Origin of the sequence: Legionella pneumophila subsp. pascullei (assembly GCF_900637585.1) — a bacterium.
Lineage (GTDB): Bacteria > Pseudomonadota > Gammaproteobacteria > Legionellales > Legionellaceae > Legionella > Legionella pascullei.
In genome coordinates, this window is record NZ_LR134380.1 from 2957850 (window position 1) to 2975283 (window position 17434).

The following is a 17434-nucleotide window of genomic DNA, read 5'->3' on the forward strand; positions in this document are numbered from 1 at the left end:
ATAAGCTTAGTCTGTTTTGTAGTTAGTCTTTATTAACTGCTGGCAGTTTTCTTTAAACACTCATGAAAACGAAATTAAGACCAGTATATTTAATAAGGAACTTACAAATGTCCATCGCAAAACTTTGCGCGGAACGTCTTCGCACCATTTCCAATCATCATGGTATTAAACTCAAATCAGGTCATGCTCATGAGCTTGTTGCTGCATTTTTTGGTTATAAATCAAAGGCAGCTTTATTGTCAGATACTCTCTCACCCATAGAAAATATTGGGCAGGCACAAATTTTTGTTCTGATTCCCTCAGCTTTTATAGACGAGCGTCGGAAATGTCTTGAGGACTTACCATCTGGTCTCCCAGATACCTATACCTTAGGTGAAGAAATGTTTACTTTCCTGGCAGCTCAAAAAATGTTAGTAGGCAGTGCATTCCCATCATGGGTACATCTTGCTGAAGCACTGACCAATGACCACCTACAAAAGAATGGGAACATAATTTTACCCCCCAATTTTGGTGCTTCTGAAAATGCTCGCAATATTTTTGATAAGCCAGTTTATGAATTTAACCCTAAGATTGAAACTATAGATAACGAAATAAAGCTCACCGTATCTAACAGATACTACGGTTCAAGCCATGTACATTTTCAACCAATCGATGTTGTCCTAACAATCAAGCTACAGCGTATTGCCGGCTATTTTGGCTATGCAAAGCCAGAAATCTCTTTAATTGATATTTCTAGTCAGCCAGTTCGTTAAGTTAGGAGACATCATGAAACCATTTAAAATAAAGCTTCCATTTGGATTAAATGAAAATAACATCATTGTTCACATTGACAATGTTGCGAGCGGTAGAAGTTGCAATTGTATTTGCCCATGTTGTCGCTCTCCACTGATTGCTGCCAAGGGTACTAAAAATCAGCATCACTTCAAGCACTCAACGACCATTGAATGTGCAGGAGGATTGGAAAGTGCCATCCATATGGCAGTTAAGCAGATCATATTAGAACGGCGGGAGATCAGACTCCCAGAATATACCATCACGACTTCACTAATCGACTCTCAAGGAAAAAAACATCATGAGTCCAAAACGATTGTCCAAAAAGGAAGGCTGATTTCCTTTGACTCGGTTCATGAAGAGAAAACCCTCAGCGATATCAAAGCCGATATACTCGCTATAAAATCCAACGAGCAACTCATCATAGAAATTTTTTATCGACATAAAGTTGATGATCAAAAGATTGAAAAAATTAAAATAACCAATACTTCTGCTATAGAAATCGATCTGTCTGATCTTACCCCTGAGGATGTGCAAAACTGGGAATCTTTTTGGTCGCGCATCAATGATCCAAATCGTATCCAATGGCTGTATAACGCAAAAGCGCAAATCCACCTTTTGCAACTTGAAAATCAATTAAAGGAAAAAGTCGATAAACTAGAAAGAGGGTATGAACAGGAAAAAATCAAAAGGCAACAGCGTGAGCCTATAGAAAAACAACATCTTATTGAGGCTCTTGAGGAATTAAAACATGTCACCAATAAAGAGTACATAGCTCAACTTACTAAAGAAGCAGAGAATAATCCTGTCTGCCAAATTCACAGTAACGAACTCCAGTTAATACTAAATGAATTGCCCGATTTTCTAAATCTTGATGTACCAAACAGCGATTGGATATATGGCTGCGATAGGCGTGTATGGCAAATAGCCGTATATAACAAATTCATTTGCAAAAATAATAAACTCTACTTCTCAGTTAAGCAGGTTGATGACTGGCTTCAAATTGCCTGTGGTTTTAAAGTACCCAGCTGCGCTAAAACCGTAGGCAAATTAGGCAGGCGTTATCCTGAACTTGTTCCTCAGGAGATTTTGGACAATATGCCCTCATCATGGATTACACTCCGATCCTATTTTTATCATCTTGATCGATCAGGAGTACTTATATACTCCGGGAATGATCGTCGTCACAAGGGAAGCTGCTGGTTTCAAATTTTCAGTAGGGATTTAAATTCTTACCCTTACCAGTCTTCCTCAATCGAGAAGGTTTCCATCGCACATGGTTATCAAGTTTGAGTCCTTGCCGCTCCAGCTGATCATGTGCATGATCCGACAATAGCACTTCACTTCCTCTGGTGAACTGAACCACATCGAGTTGGGACACGTCTCGCAGGCTGTTTTGATTTTCGGCCGGCGAGCCCTGTCTAAAGCTGCTAGGGTTGGGCTTTGTTGCTGATGGGGTTCGGCTTCTTCTGCCTGCTGCTCTAACAGCTTCATTGCGTCCAGAAGCTCTTGTTCCATTACCATATCGCTGTCGTCTTGAAGGTTCATCATTATTCTCCTGTTTTAGTTTTATGCGCTGGCCTTCCATATCCGGATCAGCAAATGTGATTGGGATGTCATTTTTAATCACAAGCTGAAGGATTATTTTTTTAAATAGTGCTGTACCATGGATGCGAATACAGTCGCCATACTGTTGTCGCGCCATCTCCAGTGCTTTTTTTAGAGCGTCTATCGATCCCCCTTTTGAGATCGTGATCTCATGGCCATTATTTCGAATGATTGCCCTGTTGATTTTGAAAATTGCCGTACCTTCTTTGGTGATAGAGTCGATATCTTTCATCTGCCCATGAAAAGCATCCACCATGTCGCCAGAAAACGTATACTTAGCCTGATTTTTGCGATTTCGAAAACGGAGTGCTGTTAACGCCTCCTTATTGCCAGCCTCAGCTTTATACCTGAGCCAATCTGCCCAGGTTCGATTCTGATGATCATTCATTTGCTGTTGCCGTTGTTTGGAAAAGTTATTCCGAATCTGCTCTATCTCATTCAGAAGCGTTTGACTAATTTTGGAGTAAAGGTATTTTTTCTGAATGCGGGGCATTTTCATGAGTTTCAATGCTGAGCGCTTAAGTCTGGCACGTTTTTTTGCCGCCTCAATCGCTCTGGCCTTGGCTGAACGCAGCGTTTTGAGCTTACCTGAAAGGATGGTTTTATTATTCAGCCGTTCCTCACGATACCAGGCATAAAGTTCCATGCTCGACTTTGTTTTATGAAGTGGTTCATAACGGTAGGTGTTTTGTGACATGGTATCGTCCTGCAACGGTGCTACCACAAACGCTCCTAGCCTGGATATAAGAAGTTGTTTTGAAAAATTCCGAGAAATAGAGCTGGCTTTGACCATTAGCCCCTTCTTATCACAAAAAACAAAGCCATTCCCTCTTTGTTTTATGCTCAATCCATGCGCCGCCAATATTTGGTGCAGTTCCGCCCAGCTTTTCGCAGCTTCAATCGGCTCCTTGCAATGACGTTTCATCCAATTGATGAGGCTTTCAATGCCGGAATGCTGCTCCATATCATCTGCGAGATTCTCGGAGTGTCCTTTTCGCGACTGATGATTGGTCACTTTCAATCCAAACTCAACCTCCAGCTGGGAGGCCACTTCGGCAAAGGTTTTATATGCCCGGTATGGCTCAATCATGTTTAGGGTTTCAGGGTGGATTTTATTGATGGCAACATGGATGTGAAGATTGTCCGTATCATGATGAACAGTACTGATTCTTTGATGCTCCTTAAACCCAATGGCTGAGATGATCCGATCTTCTATCAGGTTCAAAACATTATCTGAGACGACTTCCCCCGGAGCAAAAGAGATTAAGACGTGATAGGTTTTATCGGCTTTGGCGCGTTGATTTTGAGCTTGAGTAGCCAATACCTCCTGAACCGCCCAGGCAGGCTCATGGCTATTGCAATTCGATATACGAATCTTCCCAACTCGCTCCTGTTTATCCTGCGGATCGGTTATGTATCGAACAAGCCCGGAGAGGCTGCTAAGACGGGCTTTTTTCATTGGAATATGGCGAATGATCATAGCTTTTTCACCACTTGATACATGGAATCTTGCAAGCCCCTGATGTTACGCAACAGGGTCATTATCGTGGCATGGTCAAAATGCGCAACCCGTTTATCCTGCGTCAACCAAAGTTTTAGCAAACCACCCAGTCGACCTAGATCTGCATTGATTTTAGCAAGCTGGATGACGTGTTCTTTGTCTATCACACTTTGCAACGGATACCCAAGACTGATGCGCCTTAAATACTCAGCAACAGACAAGCCCGCCTGAACCGCATTGGCTTTAATTTGAGTTTCTTCATTGGGTAGCACAGGCACACGAAGGTGACGCCCATTTTTTCTGGTAATGGCTTTTGGTGTTTCGTCCATAAGGATGCTGACCTCTTAATTTAAGTGGTTGCAATCCTTTGGGTATCTGATGATGAGCTTAAATCTCTGGGTTTCCGTTGAGCACCGTAGGTGCGAATAAGGCTCGTGAAATTGGATAGCCAGCTTGCTGGTTAGCTAACTTCACCTATCTTGCCCTACTTTTCTAGATCACTTTTAAGAATCATAGCAAGAATTTTTTGGGGCTTGCAACGATTTTTATAGAACTCTTTCGACAAAAGCACCAAATAAATCCAAATTATTCCTATAAGTTCCTTTATAAGACTAACATACTCTTTTTTATATTCTAATAAATTCCTAGTAGTTCCAAAATATTCTTTTTTCTTGTTCGAACCCAAATTATGATTTAGACTTTTTAAATAATAAAAATTTGACGCCAAAGAAGAATGAAAAAACCACTTTCCGAACGGGTAATCCAAAATCAGTCAGAAAAAAAGAATAAGCGAACCAATGCTAAGATTGAATTTATTGCACTGAAAGAAGACATTCGAGAAGCCCTTGATAAGGGATGTTCGATGAAAGCTGTTTGGGAAACCTTATCTGATGAAGGCCACATTTCATTCGGTTATAAGGCATTTAGACATTACGTACTTAAGTTAATTAAGTCAGAGCAGGAAAACACCAGGGATGAGAAGCAGAGCAAAAGTAAAACAACACATGAAATTAAAGGTTTTACTTTTAATCCAATACCTAACCCGGAGGAACTCTTGTAATGGCAAAAATACATATTACTATGCAAGGCAAAGGTGGTGTAGGCAAATCCTTTGTCTCAGCAACCACTGCTCAATACAAACTCTACAAAGAACAACTACCCCTTTGTTTTGATACAGATCCCATTAATGCCACGTTTCATGGTTTTAAATCACTTAAGGTCGAACGTCTGGATATTATGGATGGTGATGAAATAAACCCACGCCACTTTGACGCTTTAATTGAAAAAATTGCAAATACGCAAACTGATGTGATTATTGATAATGGTGCCAGCTCATTTGTTCCTTTATCGCATTACCTACTCACCAACCAGGTGCCCACCTTGTTAAAAGAACTTGGGCATGAGCTCATAATCCATACTGTTATCACTGGTGGTCAAGCGCTGCTGGATACAACACACGGATTTTCTCAATTAGTAAACCAATTTCCACAAGATGTTCGCTTTGTTGTATGGCTAAATCCCTATTGGGGCAAAATTGAGAGCGAAGGAAGGTCTTTTGAGCAAATGAGGGTATACAAGGAAACAAAAGACAGAATAGCGGCGATAATCAATATCCCTCACTTAAAGGAAGAAACCTTCGGCCTGGATCTCTCAAACATGCTTCAACAAAAAATGACATTTAATGAAGCAATCGATTCTCCTGAGCGAAATATTATGACCAGGCAGCGATTAAAGCTTATACGAGATCAATTATTTAGCCAGATTGATAACGCCATGGTGATCTAATGTCAGATAAAATTAATGAAACCATTCAAGCCATTGCAATCAAACATGGCGTGGTCTTGGGGAAAGACGATCCGGTTCTCATCCTCCAAACCATGAATGAAAAGCTGCTTGAGGAAAACCGAAAGGCTCAGCAGGAGATGATAGCTCAGTTCAAAGAGGAAATGGAGAACATTTCCTCTCAGTGGAAGGATGATGCTAAAGACAAAGCTGAGAAAGTCCTTAATGCCGCATTGTCTAGCAGTAAAGAGGCTATGGACAAAATACTGAGACAGGCCACCAGTGAATCCGCTCTCCTCATGAAAAATTTGATATCTAATTCGCTAACAGAAGCACGGGATTTGACTCAACAGACACGGAAAACAAATCAATTTACATTGTTATCATCCGTTGTGATGCTTACCATTTCTTGCGCATTCATGTTGCTTTTTCTAATTAATTTTTGAGGTAACTTATGCATCAACGCCATTGTTATTAGCCAAACAAAAAAAGTGAAAGAAATGACATGAGATAGAAAATTTTTCGTAAAAACAATGTATTAAAATCTACAGGCTAGTGTCTTAATTGAAAAACCCAAGAGAAAATATGAAAAAAATTAACTGCCCTGATGTTAAAGATAATTTTATGTGGGATATATGGATGTCGATGTATCATCTAACTATTCTTAGTGTTGCTGATGAATTAGCCTTATTTGTACACTTAAATAATAAAAGCCTAAGCCTAATACAATTAGCCCAAGCACTACAGCTAAATAGTCGCTCAATCGAAATATTAGTTAATCCATTAGTCTGTTTTGGCTTACTTAATCAAAATAATAATAATAAATTTGACCTAACCCCAACATCAAAAGCTTATCTCCTTCCAGAAAGCCCCTTTTACTGGGGAGCAATATTTGAAGCACAACGCAATCGTGAAGAACACAAAAAAATTATTGAAGCGATAAACGCAGGTTCAAACCAATTGCATTTTGAGGGAAAAGTAATCACTGATATGTGGAAAGAAGGCTCCATCACCCCTGAAGCAGCCCGTAACTTTACAAAGAAAATGCATGCTACAATTTTTGCACCATCAATAGGAGCAATTAAGAGTGGTTTGTTTAAGTCTACAAAAAAACTCTTGGACGTAGGCGGTGGCTCAGGTTGTTTTAGCATCGCATTTATGCAAGAGTATCCTCAGAGAGAAGCTATGGTTTTTGAACTTCCTGCTGTTTGCAATGAAACAAAAAAGTATATAGAACAATATAATTTGTTAGATAAGATATCCGTTCATCCTGGAAATTTCTTTAATGAAGAAAACTGGCCTACTGGTTTTGATGGCGTGTTATTAAGCCAAATAGTTCACGACTGGCCCTTAGACCAATGCAAAGAAATTCTCAAGCATGCTTACAATTCAATGCCTACTGGTGGAAAAATATATATTCACGAAATGTTATTGGATGAAGATAGAATATCACCATTAACTACAGCATGTTTTGACCTATTGATGTTTATAAATCACAAATCGCAACAATTTACTAAAAATGAACTATTTGATTTGCTAAAAATCATTGGTTTCAAAAATCCGCACATGGAAAAAACTTTTGGGTATTACTCTGTGATCACAGCAATAAAGTAGAACCCCCAGAGAAGCAAGGCGACACTATATTCATAAAGTGTTTTCATGAACATATTGGCGCACCACTTTACTTTTAGAGAAATTAAATAAATTACCATAGTGCTCTTAAAATGCAGTCGACTGTTATCATTAAATTATTTATTTCAACGTACCTATCAAAGATTTTGCTCTGAAAAATAGTTTATTGCATTCTTCTTCTCTCACCCCACCAATCAAGTCACAGCTATAAAAGTCTGGGGTTTTTGACAAAACTTCCTCAGCTCTGACCTGAATTTGCCGACCAAACAACTCATGCAAAAATACAATAGAAGAGCCATAAACTACCTTCGGTATCATCGCCCAATAAATTGCAGCAGCACACATTGGGCAAGGCTCGGCAGTGGAATAAAGACTTAATTTGCTTACATCGCCATTGAACCCGTTATTAAAGAGGGTCTGAATCACTGATAACTCACCATGCATCACAGGATTATTGTGTGCACTGTTTACTGACTTCAAAAGAATTTCTTTATCATCATAAACAATAATTGCCCCGTATGGTGCCATGGGGTTAGTCGCTGCCACCTCAATGGCAACGGCCATGAAGTCATGCATGTAGTTATCCATCGTTACGCTCCGCTGGTTTCATATAGTTTTCAGCAAATTTGTTTGCGCTGACTTTGTAATTCGTATCAATTCGAAATGGGTTTAAATTAGATAGCTCGTCATAAATATCTACCTTCTCTTTAACCTTAAGAAAATAAATCAGCAGGATGGAAACAGGTGCCAGAAAAACCTCATACGATATTTTATAGGCATCCTCAAAAACAATGACACTCGCCAATTTTTCAGTCGGTACAATTCCATAAAATGCCACTAAAGAAAACAGGCTTACATCGATGATGATCCCAAATGCCGATGAGGTGGCAATTCGTGTCCAAACGGTGGTGATAAACTCTTTCTTCAGCGAAATACCCCGTCTGCGTTGTCTGGATTTGATGAGTGAAATAACTGTGGAATTAATGGTCATCCCCAGAAAGAATGCAGTGGCAGAAGCGATGAACATTCGTGCCTGATTATGCAAAATCGATCTAAAGGGATCGTTTTCTCCAATCGCTAACATATTGGTTAGCCAAACATCAAAAACAAACAGTAAATTGCAGAAGATAACGAATAAGACCATCTGCTTGGTGCGTTCAATGCCATAAACATCGGTCATCATATCGGCTGCAAGGTAAGCCAATGAAAAAACAATTCCCCCGACATTGATAGTCACAAAGCCAATCGAAATAAATTTGGCAGCCATGGTTTTTGATGCGATAAAAAATACGATGCTGGAGCAAAACAGTATGTGATGGTATTTGAACGTTTTGCCATCGCCTTTTAGGACTTGTGGCAAATGAAATTTAAACAGATGCCTGTCTATAAGGTTTGGGCCTTCTATTTGCTCAATTCTTGCAATAAGCACGGACAGCCAATTATAAAAAATATTGAGCAATCCATAGATAAGCAGAGGTATCACGATCTGGGTGTCATGAGTATTTTTATGCGTGTTTAACCAACTGATATCCAGAAAGCAGAACATCACTAAAGATATCCAGAAAATGTAACCGAAGTACCTATGATTTGCCGTAGTTGCAAACCTGATTGGAAGAAGCGCACATCCCCATAAAAATAAAGAACTTTTTGTCAGGTATAAAAAGTCGCGACCCAGTACTTGCGTGTATGTTTCCTGCATTGTCCAGAATGAAGAGGCAGGCAGCCAGATGGCAAACTTTAAAAATAAAATGTAAATCGCATGAAATAATAATACCGAATACACTGCATGCCTGAGATATGCGAAGCCATACACGCCATAGATAAGTCGCAATAAAAAAAAGACCACTGGCCACCACAATAATTCTGATGAGGTGAGTATTCCATAAACTTGAATCACCTGTGCTTCTGCGGGAACGGTAATCAAAGAGAAGAAGACTGCAAATCCCAAGAGCGTGTGGAATATTTTATATTGCAAAGGTGTTTTGGATTTTCCGATAACAGACTTATTCATCAATGAAAACCCTCTTCAGGGTGGTCACGCATTTCTGTTTTAAACTGGACGTTGCCTTTTTAGCAACGATCAGTTTTTCTGAATGAGAGCCAAACTGTTGCCCCATATCAAAGACGATACGAGGATCAACCAGATAAATCATGTCGGTTTTTACAAATTCCGCCACAGACATATCCTGATTAACACGCTTGTTGGCTATATGAAAGGCAACAGTTAATTCATTACTGTCTGGATCGGTATAGACATTATCAATGCGGATGAGATAGGGTTCTCTGATTTGTCCTGTGAACCGTACATACAAATTCTGATACAAAAACCGTAATAATCGATTTCCTTGATTCCACTTATCCATGTTTACATCCTACAACTTATTTTTTTGAGCGCAGCTTCTGATGCACCTCAAGAATCACACCAGCCACAGTGTATAAATTTCTATCGAATAATTCTACTGGTAGCTTAGGATTAATTGGGTACAAATAGCTTTGATTTCCTTCAGTAACGTATTTTTTAATGGAGCAATGCTCCGGGCTGTCATTTCTCTTCACCACAATGTATGAGCGATCATCCGGTATTAGGTCTGGATTAACAATCAGCAATGAATTTTGCGGAAAGGTTGGTTCATACAAATCAGTATCTATCGCCAAAGCAAAATAATCCCCCTCAATCTCATTGGATGACCAGCGATACCATTCATTGGTCATTTGGGTTGGGTGGGCAAACTCATAGACAGGCAGAGGCCTTGTCGTTTCTTGTGGCTCTAGAGCACCCTGATGGGTCATAGGCTCTATACCCAATAACTGTTCAATACTAATATCAAAATAATTTGCAATTTGAACTAAGGTACTTGCCTTGGGATCAGTAACATCACCATTCAAAATTCTTGTGATTTTATTCGTTGGAATACCTAAGCTCCGCGCCAGTGCAGCGGGTGTAAGTTTTTTATCCCGCCCTATTAATTCATTCAGTGTTTGTGCCAATAGTAATTGGTTTGATTCATTCAAAATAGTAGTTGACATGTCTTGACTTAGTTACATTTATGTAATAATTTACATTCGTGTAATTTATTACATCGGTGTAAAAGTAAATATTACCATAAGTTACACCGATTACACCTAGATTATTTTAAGTCTGGGGGAGAATTATTATCCCCTGTTTGCAAAATAGGCAATATTTTTATAGACATTGGAAGTGAGGAGGTTAATCCATGGAACACCATTCAAAGATCAACATCTACAAAGGAATGATTCAATATATTTTAGACTCAACGCACTACACTTTGAAAAACATAGCACAGTTGTCACATTCATCACTTGATACTATCCGAATGATCTATTGCCACAATGCGCTACCAGGCAGCTTCAACTCTGAAATTGAATTGATGAAACTGTATCAGATCATTCTGGAAATAAATGAAAAACGGCAACACAGCACCGTAAACGGATAAATAAGGAGAGCCTCATGATTGAAGGAGCACAAGAACGAATTTCTCAAAAAGTATTATTCATACCAGACCTTGAAAAAATGATCGGCAGAAATAGAGTAACATTACGTCGTTGGTGGCTTACAGATAAGTTCCCTCGCCCTGTCAAACTCAATGGCACAACGCTGGCATGGCATAGCGATGAAATAGAACAATGGATTGAGCAAACCATTTTGAATGGTGAGAGGGATGCATCCTAGCATCCGAAATGCACTTTACCAGCAGGCTTGTTGCCTGCTTTTTTTTGTCCAAATTTATTTAAATGCTCTTTGCTTTGTATCTCTCACCCAATCTTGAGTAAAGAAACCAGCGAGGTACCCAGTAACTTAAATTAACTTTATAGATTTTTATAAAGTACCCAGCAAAGTACCCAGCAAAATATTTTCACATAAAAAATGATTTGGGATTGATTGTGTAACTGCTTGATTTTAAAGGAAATTCGATGGTCGGGACGGAAGGATTTGAACCTTCGACCACTAGCACCCCATGCTAGTGCGCTACCAGGCTGCGCTACGCCCCGATTGGTTAGGCATGATATCTAAATAAGGCTAAAATAACAAGGGTTATGGTTTACTATCATGAGTGAAGTATAAGTTCCTGGCTTGTCTGGGTTTTATTTTCCTGCAATAGGCTCTACTTGATTTCTGGTATTTTTGGCCACGATTTTAGTACTTTCTGAAGTACCAGTGCATGATTATGTTGAAGATCCTTTGCTGCATAAAATAAGGTGATTGGTGAAGTGCTTGCTAACGCCAAAACGTGTTCTATCAATTCGGGTTTCTCTTTTAACTCCTGGGCATACCGCTTTGTAAACTCATGCCAATGATCACTGTCTTGATGAAACCATTTCCTCAAAGCCGGGCTTGGTGCTATGTCTTTCAGCCACATATCCAGAGGAATACTCTCTTTTTTTATTCCCCGAGGCCATAATCGGTCTACAAGTATCCATAGCCCTTCTTTATGTTCCGGTGGAGAGTACACTCTGGATAAGGTAATTTCGGGTGCCGTCATATTATGTCATCCGTATCATTGGAAAAATTTCAGGGTCATTTTGATCTCTTTGATTAACGTGAGTTATGGATAAGATAAGGCGTTATCTCCAATCGTTCGGGCTGAGGAAGCATTAATGCTGTCTCGAAGCTTTGTATGGAATTTAATGTTTCGTGCCAAGGCTTCGAGACGATGCTTATGCATCCCTCAGCCTGAACGGCTCCTGGATCTCGACTGCTTCTTATATAATCCTTATCCATAACTCTCGTTAATTAAGAATAGCATGGAAGGAGTAGTTTTACCGCTCATCCTTACCTGGGAAAGATTATACCCAATCAGGTAATTTAGGGCCTCGACTAATATCAAATGGATTAGGCAGGGATGATTTATATTCTTCCATTACTGAATCTTTTTCCATTGTCGCTTCCGATTTTTCCGGATGTTTTACTGATTGTTTTTGATGTTGCAAAACTGGTGCGTTGCCGGGTAACAAATTTTTATCCATCAATTGTTGCACAAACAAATCATAATATTTAGGGCTGGGTATCTTTATCGTCAAACTATTACCCTCTCTGGCGAGAGTCATTGTTTCCGGAGGAAATTGTGGGTCTTTTATTGAATTTTTAAAAAGATTAAATTCCTGTTTAATCGTATCATACAACTCATCCAGAGCCTTCTGTTCTTCATTGCTTAGCTCGCGCTTACCTTGCAACACCAATAAGCCAAGCTCCATGTTCAGAGTCATATTGACTAAAGCAAGGGGGTCTTTAAATTCAAAAACAAAATCAGCATCCTCTGGTAAATGCCATAGGCCACTATGCAATAGTAGTTGATCTATGCTTGGAACATTTGCAGGATTCTTTGGTGCGAGCAACTGATGATCATTACCCTCTGATTTGTCGTCAGAAGCGCTATCCGATCCACCACCCCCTGAACCGCCGCCATGACCACGACAAAAAGGCAATCCTAATGAACGACAAATGCTACAGGGATTATTTTCAACTGCACGTGCACGTTCATCTTTTTTCGTTTCTTCTCTTTTCTTTGCCAAAACCATTATTTTAAACCTTGGAATTACTAACAGACAGATAATAACTTAAAATGAATGTTTCTCTTTGCGCCTTGGCGAATTTTGCAAAAAATTTACAATAAACTACGTCACGAACATCTTTACGGAGATCAAGGCACATTTTTGGGATTAGGGTTCAAGGTAGGGGTATAGCGAGCTTCTCTTTGCTCCTCAATTTCATCATCTGTACCGTCTTGTCCTGTTGTTTCATACCCAGGTACACCATCACCGACCAGATCCACTTCATCACCACGAGTGAATTGATTATGATCCATATCGTTGTCTGATCCTTCCAACTTCATTTCCTCGGTTAAGATGTCTTTGGGGTCCAGGACTGTGTCTGGTTCTGGTTCTAACTCAATCATATGGCTGCCCTTAAATATAATCTTCTCTTTATTTAAGTGTAGCAGGGATAAAAAAGATAAGAGATGTGGCTAGGATGAGTTTACCGAATACTGTCCGCCCCTCGGTAGGACAAGGTACAAAAAGCAATCCGATGATATAGAATTTTAATGACAGACTAAACTGCAGCGTAAAGTCTCATTGCCCTTAAAGCAAAGAGACTATTTTTGAAAAAATAGAACCATTATTTTCTACAATAGACTTTTAATTCTTTGTGCTTCCAATTTGGAATGAGATATCTGTACATAACGATTACAACTATTCAATTCAGCGTATTGCAAAGAATAAATGGCATTATCCAGTTCTTGCTTTGCTGCAGAATGAACATCCTCCACAACCCAGTCTGCCGCTGTATCAATGTGTATTGAAGCAATAACCAATTTTTCCGCGCAGGTTTTTTTAGCCTGGCTGGAAACTAAAGAGGCTACTGTTGAGGCTAAATCATGACACCTTTGTAAAATGGTTTCTTTATTTTCTAATGAATTCGCATAACTGCTTAAAGTTAGAACGGACAAACAGACTATCAAAGTTGCTTTTAACCTCATGTTAATCATATTAAACTCCTGTAATTGTTTGTATAAAACCGTTTTACATCGAATATCCATAAAACAATCCATGGTGGGGACATACCTTTCTAATTCAGTAGCATCATCTGGCAAGCAATCGCTCAACTCTGAAATCAAAAAAGCTTAAGCAGTTCCCCCTTCCATAAGAAAAAGGAACTGGAACCGTAATCATTACGGATTAAGAATAGTTACCTTGTGGTATTCAGAACTAACTCGATAAAAGCAGAAAAATCCTTAACCAAAAGCATTAATTCCCGTTATATGTCTTCCCAACACCAAAGTATGCACATTATCGGTACCTTCATAAGTAAAGACCGACTCCAGATTAAGCATATGCCGAATGACATGATACTCAAGACTAATTCCATTCCCGCCCATTAGATTCCTACATTTTCTCGCAATTTTCAATGCTTCACGGCAAGCATTCCCCTTAGCCAGAGAAATCATAGTGGGTGTCTCGCGGTGCTGATCCTTTAAGCGCCCAATCTGTAAATTAAGGCATTGTGCTTTAATAATTTCTGTATACATATCAGCCAAATCTTTTTGAATCAACTGAAACGAAGCCAAAGGTTTGGCAAATTGCTTGCGTTCTAACAAATAATCCCGCGCGATATCAAAGCAAGCCATGGCAGCGCCCATTGCGCCCCAGGCAATACCATAACGCGCCTGACTCAAGCAACTTAACGCAGCTCCAAGACCCTTTTCACTTTTCGGCAATAAATTCTCGTCTGGAACAAAAACGTTATCAAAAACCAACTCCCCGGTAATGGATGCTCGCAAAGACATTTTTAACTTAATTTCAGGACAACTCATGCCTTCAGATTTTGTATCGACAATAAAACCACGAATTCCTGCTTCAGTTTTTGCCCACACTATTGCTATGTCTGCGATAGGGGCATTGGTAATCCACATTTTAGCACCATTCAAAACCCAGCCACCCTCAACTTTTTTAGCATGAGTACGCATACTGGCCGGGTCAGATCCAGAGTCTGGCTCAGTTAATCCAAAACAACCTATGATATTACCTGCAGCCATCTCTGGCAGGTAGCGTTTTTTTTGCTCTTCACTGCCAAATTTAAAAATAGGATACATACACAAAGAACTTTGCACAGAAACAAAGCTGCGTAAACCGCTATCACCTCGCTCTAATTCCTGGCAGACTAATCCATAGGCAACATAAGAAGCTTCCGCACCGCCATATTCCGCAGGTAAAGTTAACCCCAACAAACCCAAATCTGCAGATTGTTTTATCAACTCTTTTGGAAAATGGGCATGCTCATAAGATTCAGCCATCAAAGGTATTACGTCATTGCTAACAAAACGAGACACACTGTCTCGTATCATGCGTTCGTCATCATGCAATTGCTCATCAAGAAACAACAAGTCGTCCACTTTCCTTCTCCCTTTTATCTGACTGTAATGCGATTACCGCGTCTATAATACTTTCCTGACTTGGCAATAGATACTGCCAAGCAGTTCCTAATGGAATGAAGCAATCTTTGCCCGTAATCCGCTTTATTTTTAAACGTGGCGAAGCCTCTTCCATCAATAATGTCATTAATCCTTCACTAATTGAGCCGCTTTGTCTACCCTCATCAACAATTAAAATACGTTTTGCCTTGGCAATTTCTTTTAAAATAGCGTCTTTTGGTAAGGGGCTAAGCCAGCGCAAATCAACGATCTTTACAAAAATATTATGTACTTCCCGCAAAACCTTTTCCGCCTGGCGAGATAAATAATAGCCATTAGCATACGTTAGAATAACGGTATCGCCCTCCCCGTATACCCCAACCTCTCCTTGAGAAATCATTTCATCAGGTGATGGGTATTCAAATAACCATCCATTATCTCCCGGGCTATACAGATCCTTGGTCATATACAAAGCAATGGGTTCTAAAAACACCACAACCCTTCCTTCCTCATAGGCAAGGCGCATACAAGTCCTCAGCATTTTTGCAGCATCGGGGCCATTGGAGGGGCAAGCCACTATAACCCCAGGCAAATCGCGTAAAACAGCTATCGAATTATCATTATGAAAATGACCGCCAAATCCTTTCTGATAAGCAAGAGAGGCGATTCGAAGCACCATAGGGTTTTGATATTGACCACTTGAAAAAAAAGATAAAGTGGATGCTTCTCCACGCAATTGATCTTCGGCATTATGCAGATAAGCTAAAAACTGAATTTCCGGAACAGGAATAAAACCATTATGTGCCAAACCAATAGCGGTACCTATAATGGTTGTTTCATCGAGAAGGGTATCAAAAACCCTGCGTTGCCCAAAACGAGCCTGTAAATCCGCAGTAACTCGATAAACTCCGCCTTTCTTTCCTACGTCTTCGCCAAAAATCAACATATTAGGATACTGCATCATCAGATCAGTCAAAGCGAAATTGATCTGCTGGCATAAATTACGCTTTAAGGTAAGTTGATTATAAGCTCCAGCAAATACTTGCGACCGTCTATTATCATCCGGCAATGGGTATTCTTGTTTTTTCTCAATGCAAGGAACAATGGAAGCCATTATTTCTTCAGCACAACTCATTCTGGGTTCCCTTATTGCCTCGAGCGCCTTGGCTTCAATTAAAGCCCGGTTGTCCTGATAAAGCTCAACCATTGCCTGTAAGCTCATCCAACCCTCTCTGTACAAAATACCTGCAGTATGCAATAAGGGGTCGTTCGCCTCCCGACGCTCAATTTCTTCCTGAGTGTTGTATTGCGATTCAATATCGGAACCGGCATGGCCCAACAAACGAACGCAACGCATGTGTAAGAACACGGGTTGTTTTTTTGTTCTTGCCAAATAGTCCGCCTCCTGTGCCTTGGCAAAAACATCCGCAATGTTTAATCCATCACACTCAATGTAATTTATTCCTGGACGAGAAGAGACGGATGATTTAATCCAATTGGATGGAGTTGGTACTGAAATGCCAATCCCATTATCTTCACAAATAAACACAATGGGGAGTGGATAGTTTTGCTGGGTTATCCAGGAGCAAGCATTCAATGTGGTTTGACTAGTTGCATGGTTGGTTGAGGCATCACCAAACGAACAAAGTATCACAGAATCAGGCGCCAACTTACTGGGTAATCCTAACTCTCGCGCTCTGGTAATTGATAAAGCAGCGCCTAAAGCTTTCGGTAAATGAGATGCGATAGTCGATGTTTGCGGCGGGATATTTAAAGGGACGCTGCCAAAGACTTTATGCCTTCCCCCTGAGATAGGATCACTTGCCGCAGCCACCAATGACAACAAGATATCCTTTACTCCATCGATTCCAGGTAATTGCTTTGCTCGTTGCAAGAAAAAGGCACCGCTGCGATAATGCAAAAACGCCATATCACTCGCTCTGAAAACCTGACCCAATACCGCATTGCCTTCATGGCCGCTACTTCCTATCGTATAAAAAGACAGGCCTTTTTCCTTTAATTGTCTTGCAATAATATCAAGAAGCCGAGATTTAATTTGTGAATCAAAAAACTCTATAGCGGTTTTCTTGTCTAATTCTGCTGTATCTGGACTCATGCTGCTTCTTAATTTGGGGAAATCCCCTTGCAACACTCTTTTCAGAAATTGTTCATCCACTACACTTGCTCTATCTAACATCACCACACCCTGTTT

Annotated in this window: 19 protein-coding genes and 1 tRNA gene; 7 read left to right on the forward strand and 13 right to left on the reverse strand. The window is 40.0% G+C overall.

All coding sequences use genetic code 11. The features are described from left to right. Positions 1-107: 107 nt before the first annotated feature. Positions 108-752 carry a hypothetical protein gene (locus tag EL201_RS13305; RefSeq protein WP_050598300.1) on the forward strand — a complete coding sequence of 215 codons (645 nt, stop codon included), beginning with the start codon at positions 108-110 and terminating at the stop codon, positions 750-752. A 13-nt stretch (positions 753-765) separates the two neighbouring features. After that, entirely contained in the window at positions 766-2064 is a 1299-nt protein-coding gene (locus EL201_RS13310; RefSeq protein WP_027222714.1) for a competence protein CoiA family protein, read from the forward strand. On the opposite strand, the gene traI is transcribed toward EL201_RS13310, so the two are convergent. Next, the gene (traI, locus tag EL201_RS13315; RefSeq protein WP_027222715.1) at positions 1985-3859 is read right to left on the reverse strand and encodes a TraI/MobA(P) family conjugative relaxase; all 1875 of its coding nucleotides are present in this window, start codon (positions 3857-3859) and stop codon (positions 1985-1987) included. The two genes, EL201_RS13310 and traI, sit on opposite strands and share 80 nt — an antisense overlap. Next, positions 3856-4209: a conjugal transfer transcriptional regulator TraJ gene (gene traJ, locus EL201_RS13320; protein WP_027222716.1), complete on the reverse strand. Its 354-nt coding sequence runs from the start codon at positions 4207-4209 to the stop codon at positions 3856-3858. Before traJ ends, traI begins: the two co-directional genes overlap by 4 nt. Before the next feature lie 404 nt (positions 4210-4613). On the opposite strand from traJ, the gene EL201_RS13325 reads away from it, so the two are divergent. The 4 genes from EL201_RS13325 (at position 4614) to EL201_RS13340 (ending at position 7276) form a co-directional block, all read left to right on the forward strand. Next, a complete protein-coding gene (locus EL201_RS13325; protein ID WP_027222718.1) occupies positions 4614-4940 on the forward strand; it encodes a TraK family protein in 327 nt (108 codons plus the stop codon). Beyond that, positions 4940-5665, forward strand: coding sequence for a P-loop NTPase family protein (locus EL201_RS13330; RefSeq protein WP_027222719.1), 726 nt, complete (start codon positions 4940-4942; stop codon positions 5663-5665). Before EL201_RS13325 ends, EL201_RS13330 begins: the two co-directional genes overlap by 1 nt. Further along, positions 5665-6108 carry a conjugal transfer protein TraM gene (locus tag EL201_RS13335; RefSeq protein ID WP_027222720.1) on the forward strand — a complete coding sequence of 148 codons (444 nt, stop codon included), beginning with the start codon at positions 5665-5667 and terminating at the stop codon, positions 6106-6108. The genes EL201_RS13330 and EL201_RS13335 overlap by 1 nt, the downstream gene beginning before the upstream one ends. A gap of 139 nt (positions 6109-6247) precedes the next feature. Beyond that, positions 6248-7276 (forward strand): methyltransferase, encoded by a 1029-nt coding sequence (locus EL201_RS13340; protein ID WP_027222721.1) that lies wholly within the window; start codon positions 6248-6250, stop codon positions 7274-7276. A 138-nt stretch (positions 7277-7414) separates the two neighbouring features. Here EL201_RS13340 and EL201_RS13345 read toward each other — a convergent pair whose 3' ends face one another. From EL201_RS13345 to EL201_RS13360, 4 genes are read right to left on the reverse strand one after another with little or no spacing between them, the layout of a single operon-like run. Continuing rightward, a complete protein-coding gene (locus tag EL201_RS13345) occupies positions 7415-7882 on the reverse strand; it encodes a nucleoside deaminase (protein ID WP_027222722.1) in 468 nt (155 codons plus the stop codon). After that, a complete protein-coding gene (locus tag EL201_RS13350; RefSeq protein WP_027222723.1) occupies positions 7875-9305 on the reverse strand; it encodes a VUT family protein in 1431 nt (476 codons plus the stop codon). Before EL201_RS13350 ends, EL201_RS13345 begins: the two co-directional genes overlap by 8 nt. Then, on the reverse strand, positions 9298-9657 hold the full coding sequence (locus tag EL201_RS13355) for a hypothetical protein (protein ID WP_027222724.1): 360 nt from the start codon (positions 9655-9657) through the stop codon (positions 9298-9300). The genes EL201_RS13350 and EL201_RS13355 overlap by 8 nt, the downstream gene beginning before the upstream one ends. 16 nt (positions 9658-9673) lie before the next feature. After that, complete coding sequence (locus EL201_RS13360) at positions 9674-10321, reverse strand: helix-turn-helix domain-containing protein (RefSeq protein ID WP_027222725.1); 648 nt, start codon at positions 10319-10321, stop codon at positions 9674-9676. 442 nt (positions 10322-10763) lie between these two features. On the opposite strand from EL201_RS13360, the gene EL201_RS13370 reads away from it, so the two are divergent. Beyond that, complete coding sequence (locus EL201_RS13370; RefSeq protein WP_032828930.1) at positions 10764-10985, forward strand: helix-turn-helix transcriptional regulator; 222 nt, start codon at positions 10764-10766, stop codon at positions 10983-10985. A gap of 243 nt (positions 10986-11228) precedes the next feature. Here EL201_RS13370 and EL201_RS13375 read toward each other — a convergent pair. The 7 genes from EL201_RS13375 to EL201_RS13405 all read right to left on the reverse strand — a co-directional run bounded on the left by EL201_RS13375 (position 11229) and on the right by EL201_RS13405 (position 17419). Further along, positions 11229-11305, reverse strand: a tRNA-Pro gene (locus tag EL201_RS13375). Between the two features lie 113 nt (positions 11306-11418). Further along, a complete protein-coding gene (locus tag EL201_RS13380; protein ID WP_027222728.1) occupies positions 11419-11796 on the reverse strand; it encodes a DUF488 domain-containing protein in 378 nt (125 codons plus the stop codon). 304 nt (positions 11797-12100) lie between these two features. After that, entirely contained in the window at positions 12101-12859 is a 759-nt protein-coding gene (locus EL201_RS13385) for a hypothetical protein (RefSeq protein ID WP_080273145.1), read from the reverse strand. 95 nt (positions 12860-12954) lie between these two features. Then, positions 12955-13209 (reverse strand): hypothetical protein, encoded by a 255-nt coding sequence (locus EL201_RS13390; RefSeq protein WP_010948278.1) that lies wholly within the window; start codon positions 13207-13209, stop codon positions 12955-12957. Positions 13210-13437: 228 nt separating this feature from the next. Next, a complete protein-coding gene (locus tag EL201_RS13395; RefSeq protein WP_050598301.1) occupies positions 13438-13851 on the reverse strand; it encodes a hypothetical protein in 414 nt (137 codons plus the stop codon). A gap of 195 nt (positions 13852-14046) precedes the next feature. Next, positions 14047-15204, reverse strand: a complete 1158-nt coding sequence (locus EL201_RS13400) for an acyl-CoA dehydrogenase family protein (RefSeq protein ID WP_027222731.1) — start codon at positions 15202-15204, stop codon at positions 14047-14049. After that, positions 15182-17419 carry a dehydrogenase E1 component subunit alpha/beta gene (locus EL201_RS13405; RefSeq protein ID WP_027222732.1) on the reverse strand — a complete coding sequence of 746 codons (2238 nt, stop codon included), beginning with the start codon at positions 17417-17419 and terminating at the stop codon, positions 15182-15184. The genes EL201_RS13400 and EL201_RS13405 overlap by 23 nt, the downstream gene beginning before the upstream one ends. Positions 17420-17434 lie beyond the last annotated feature (15 nt).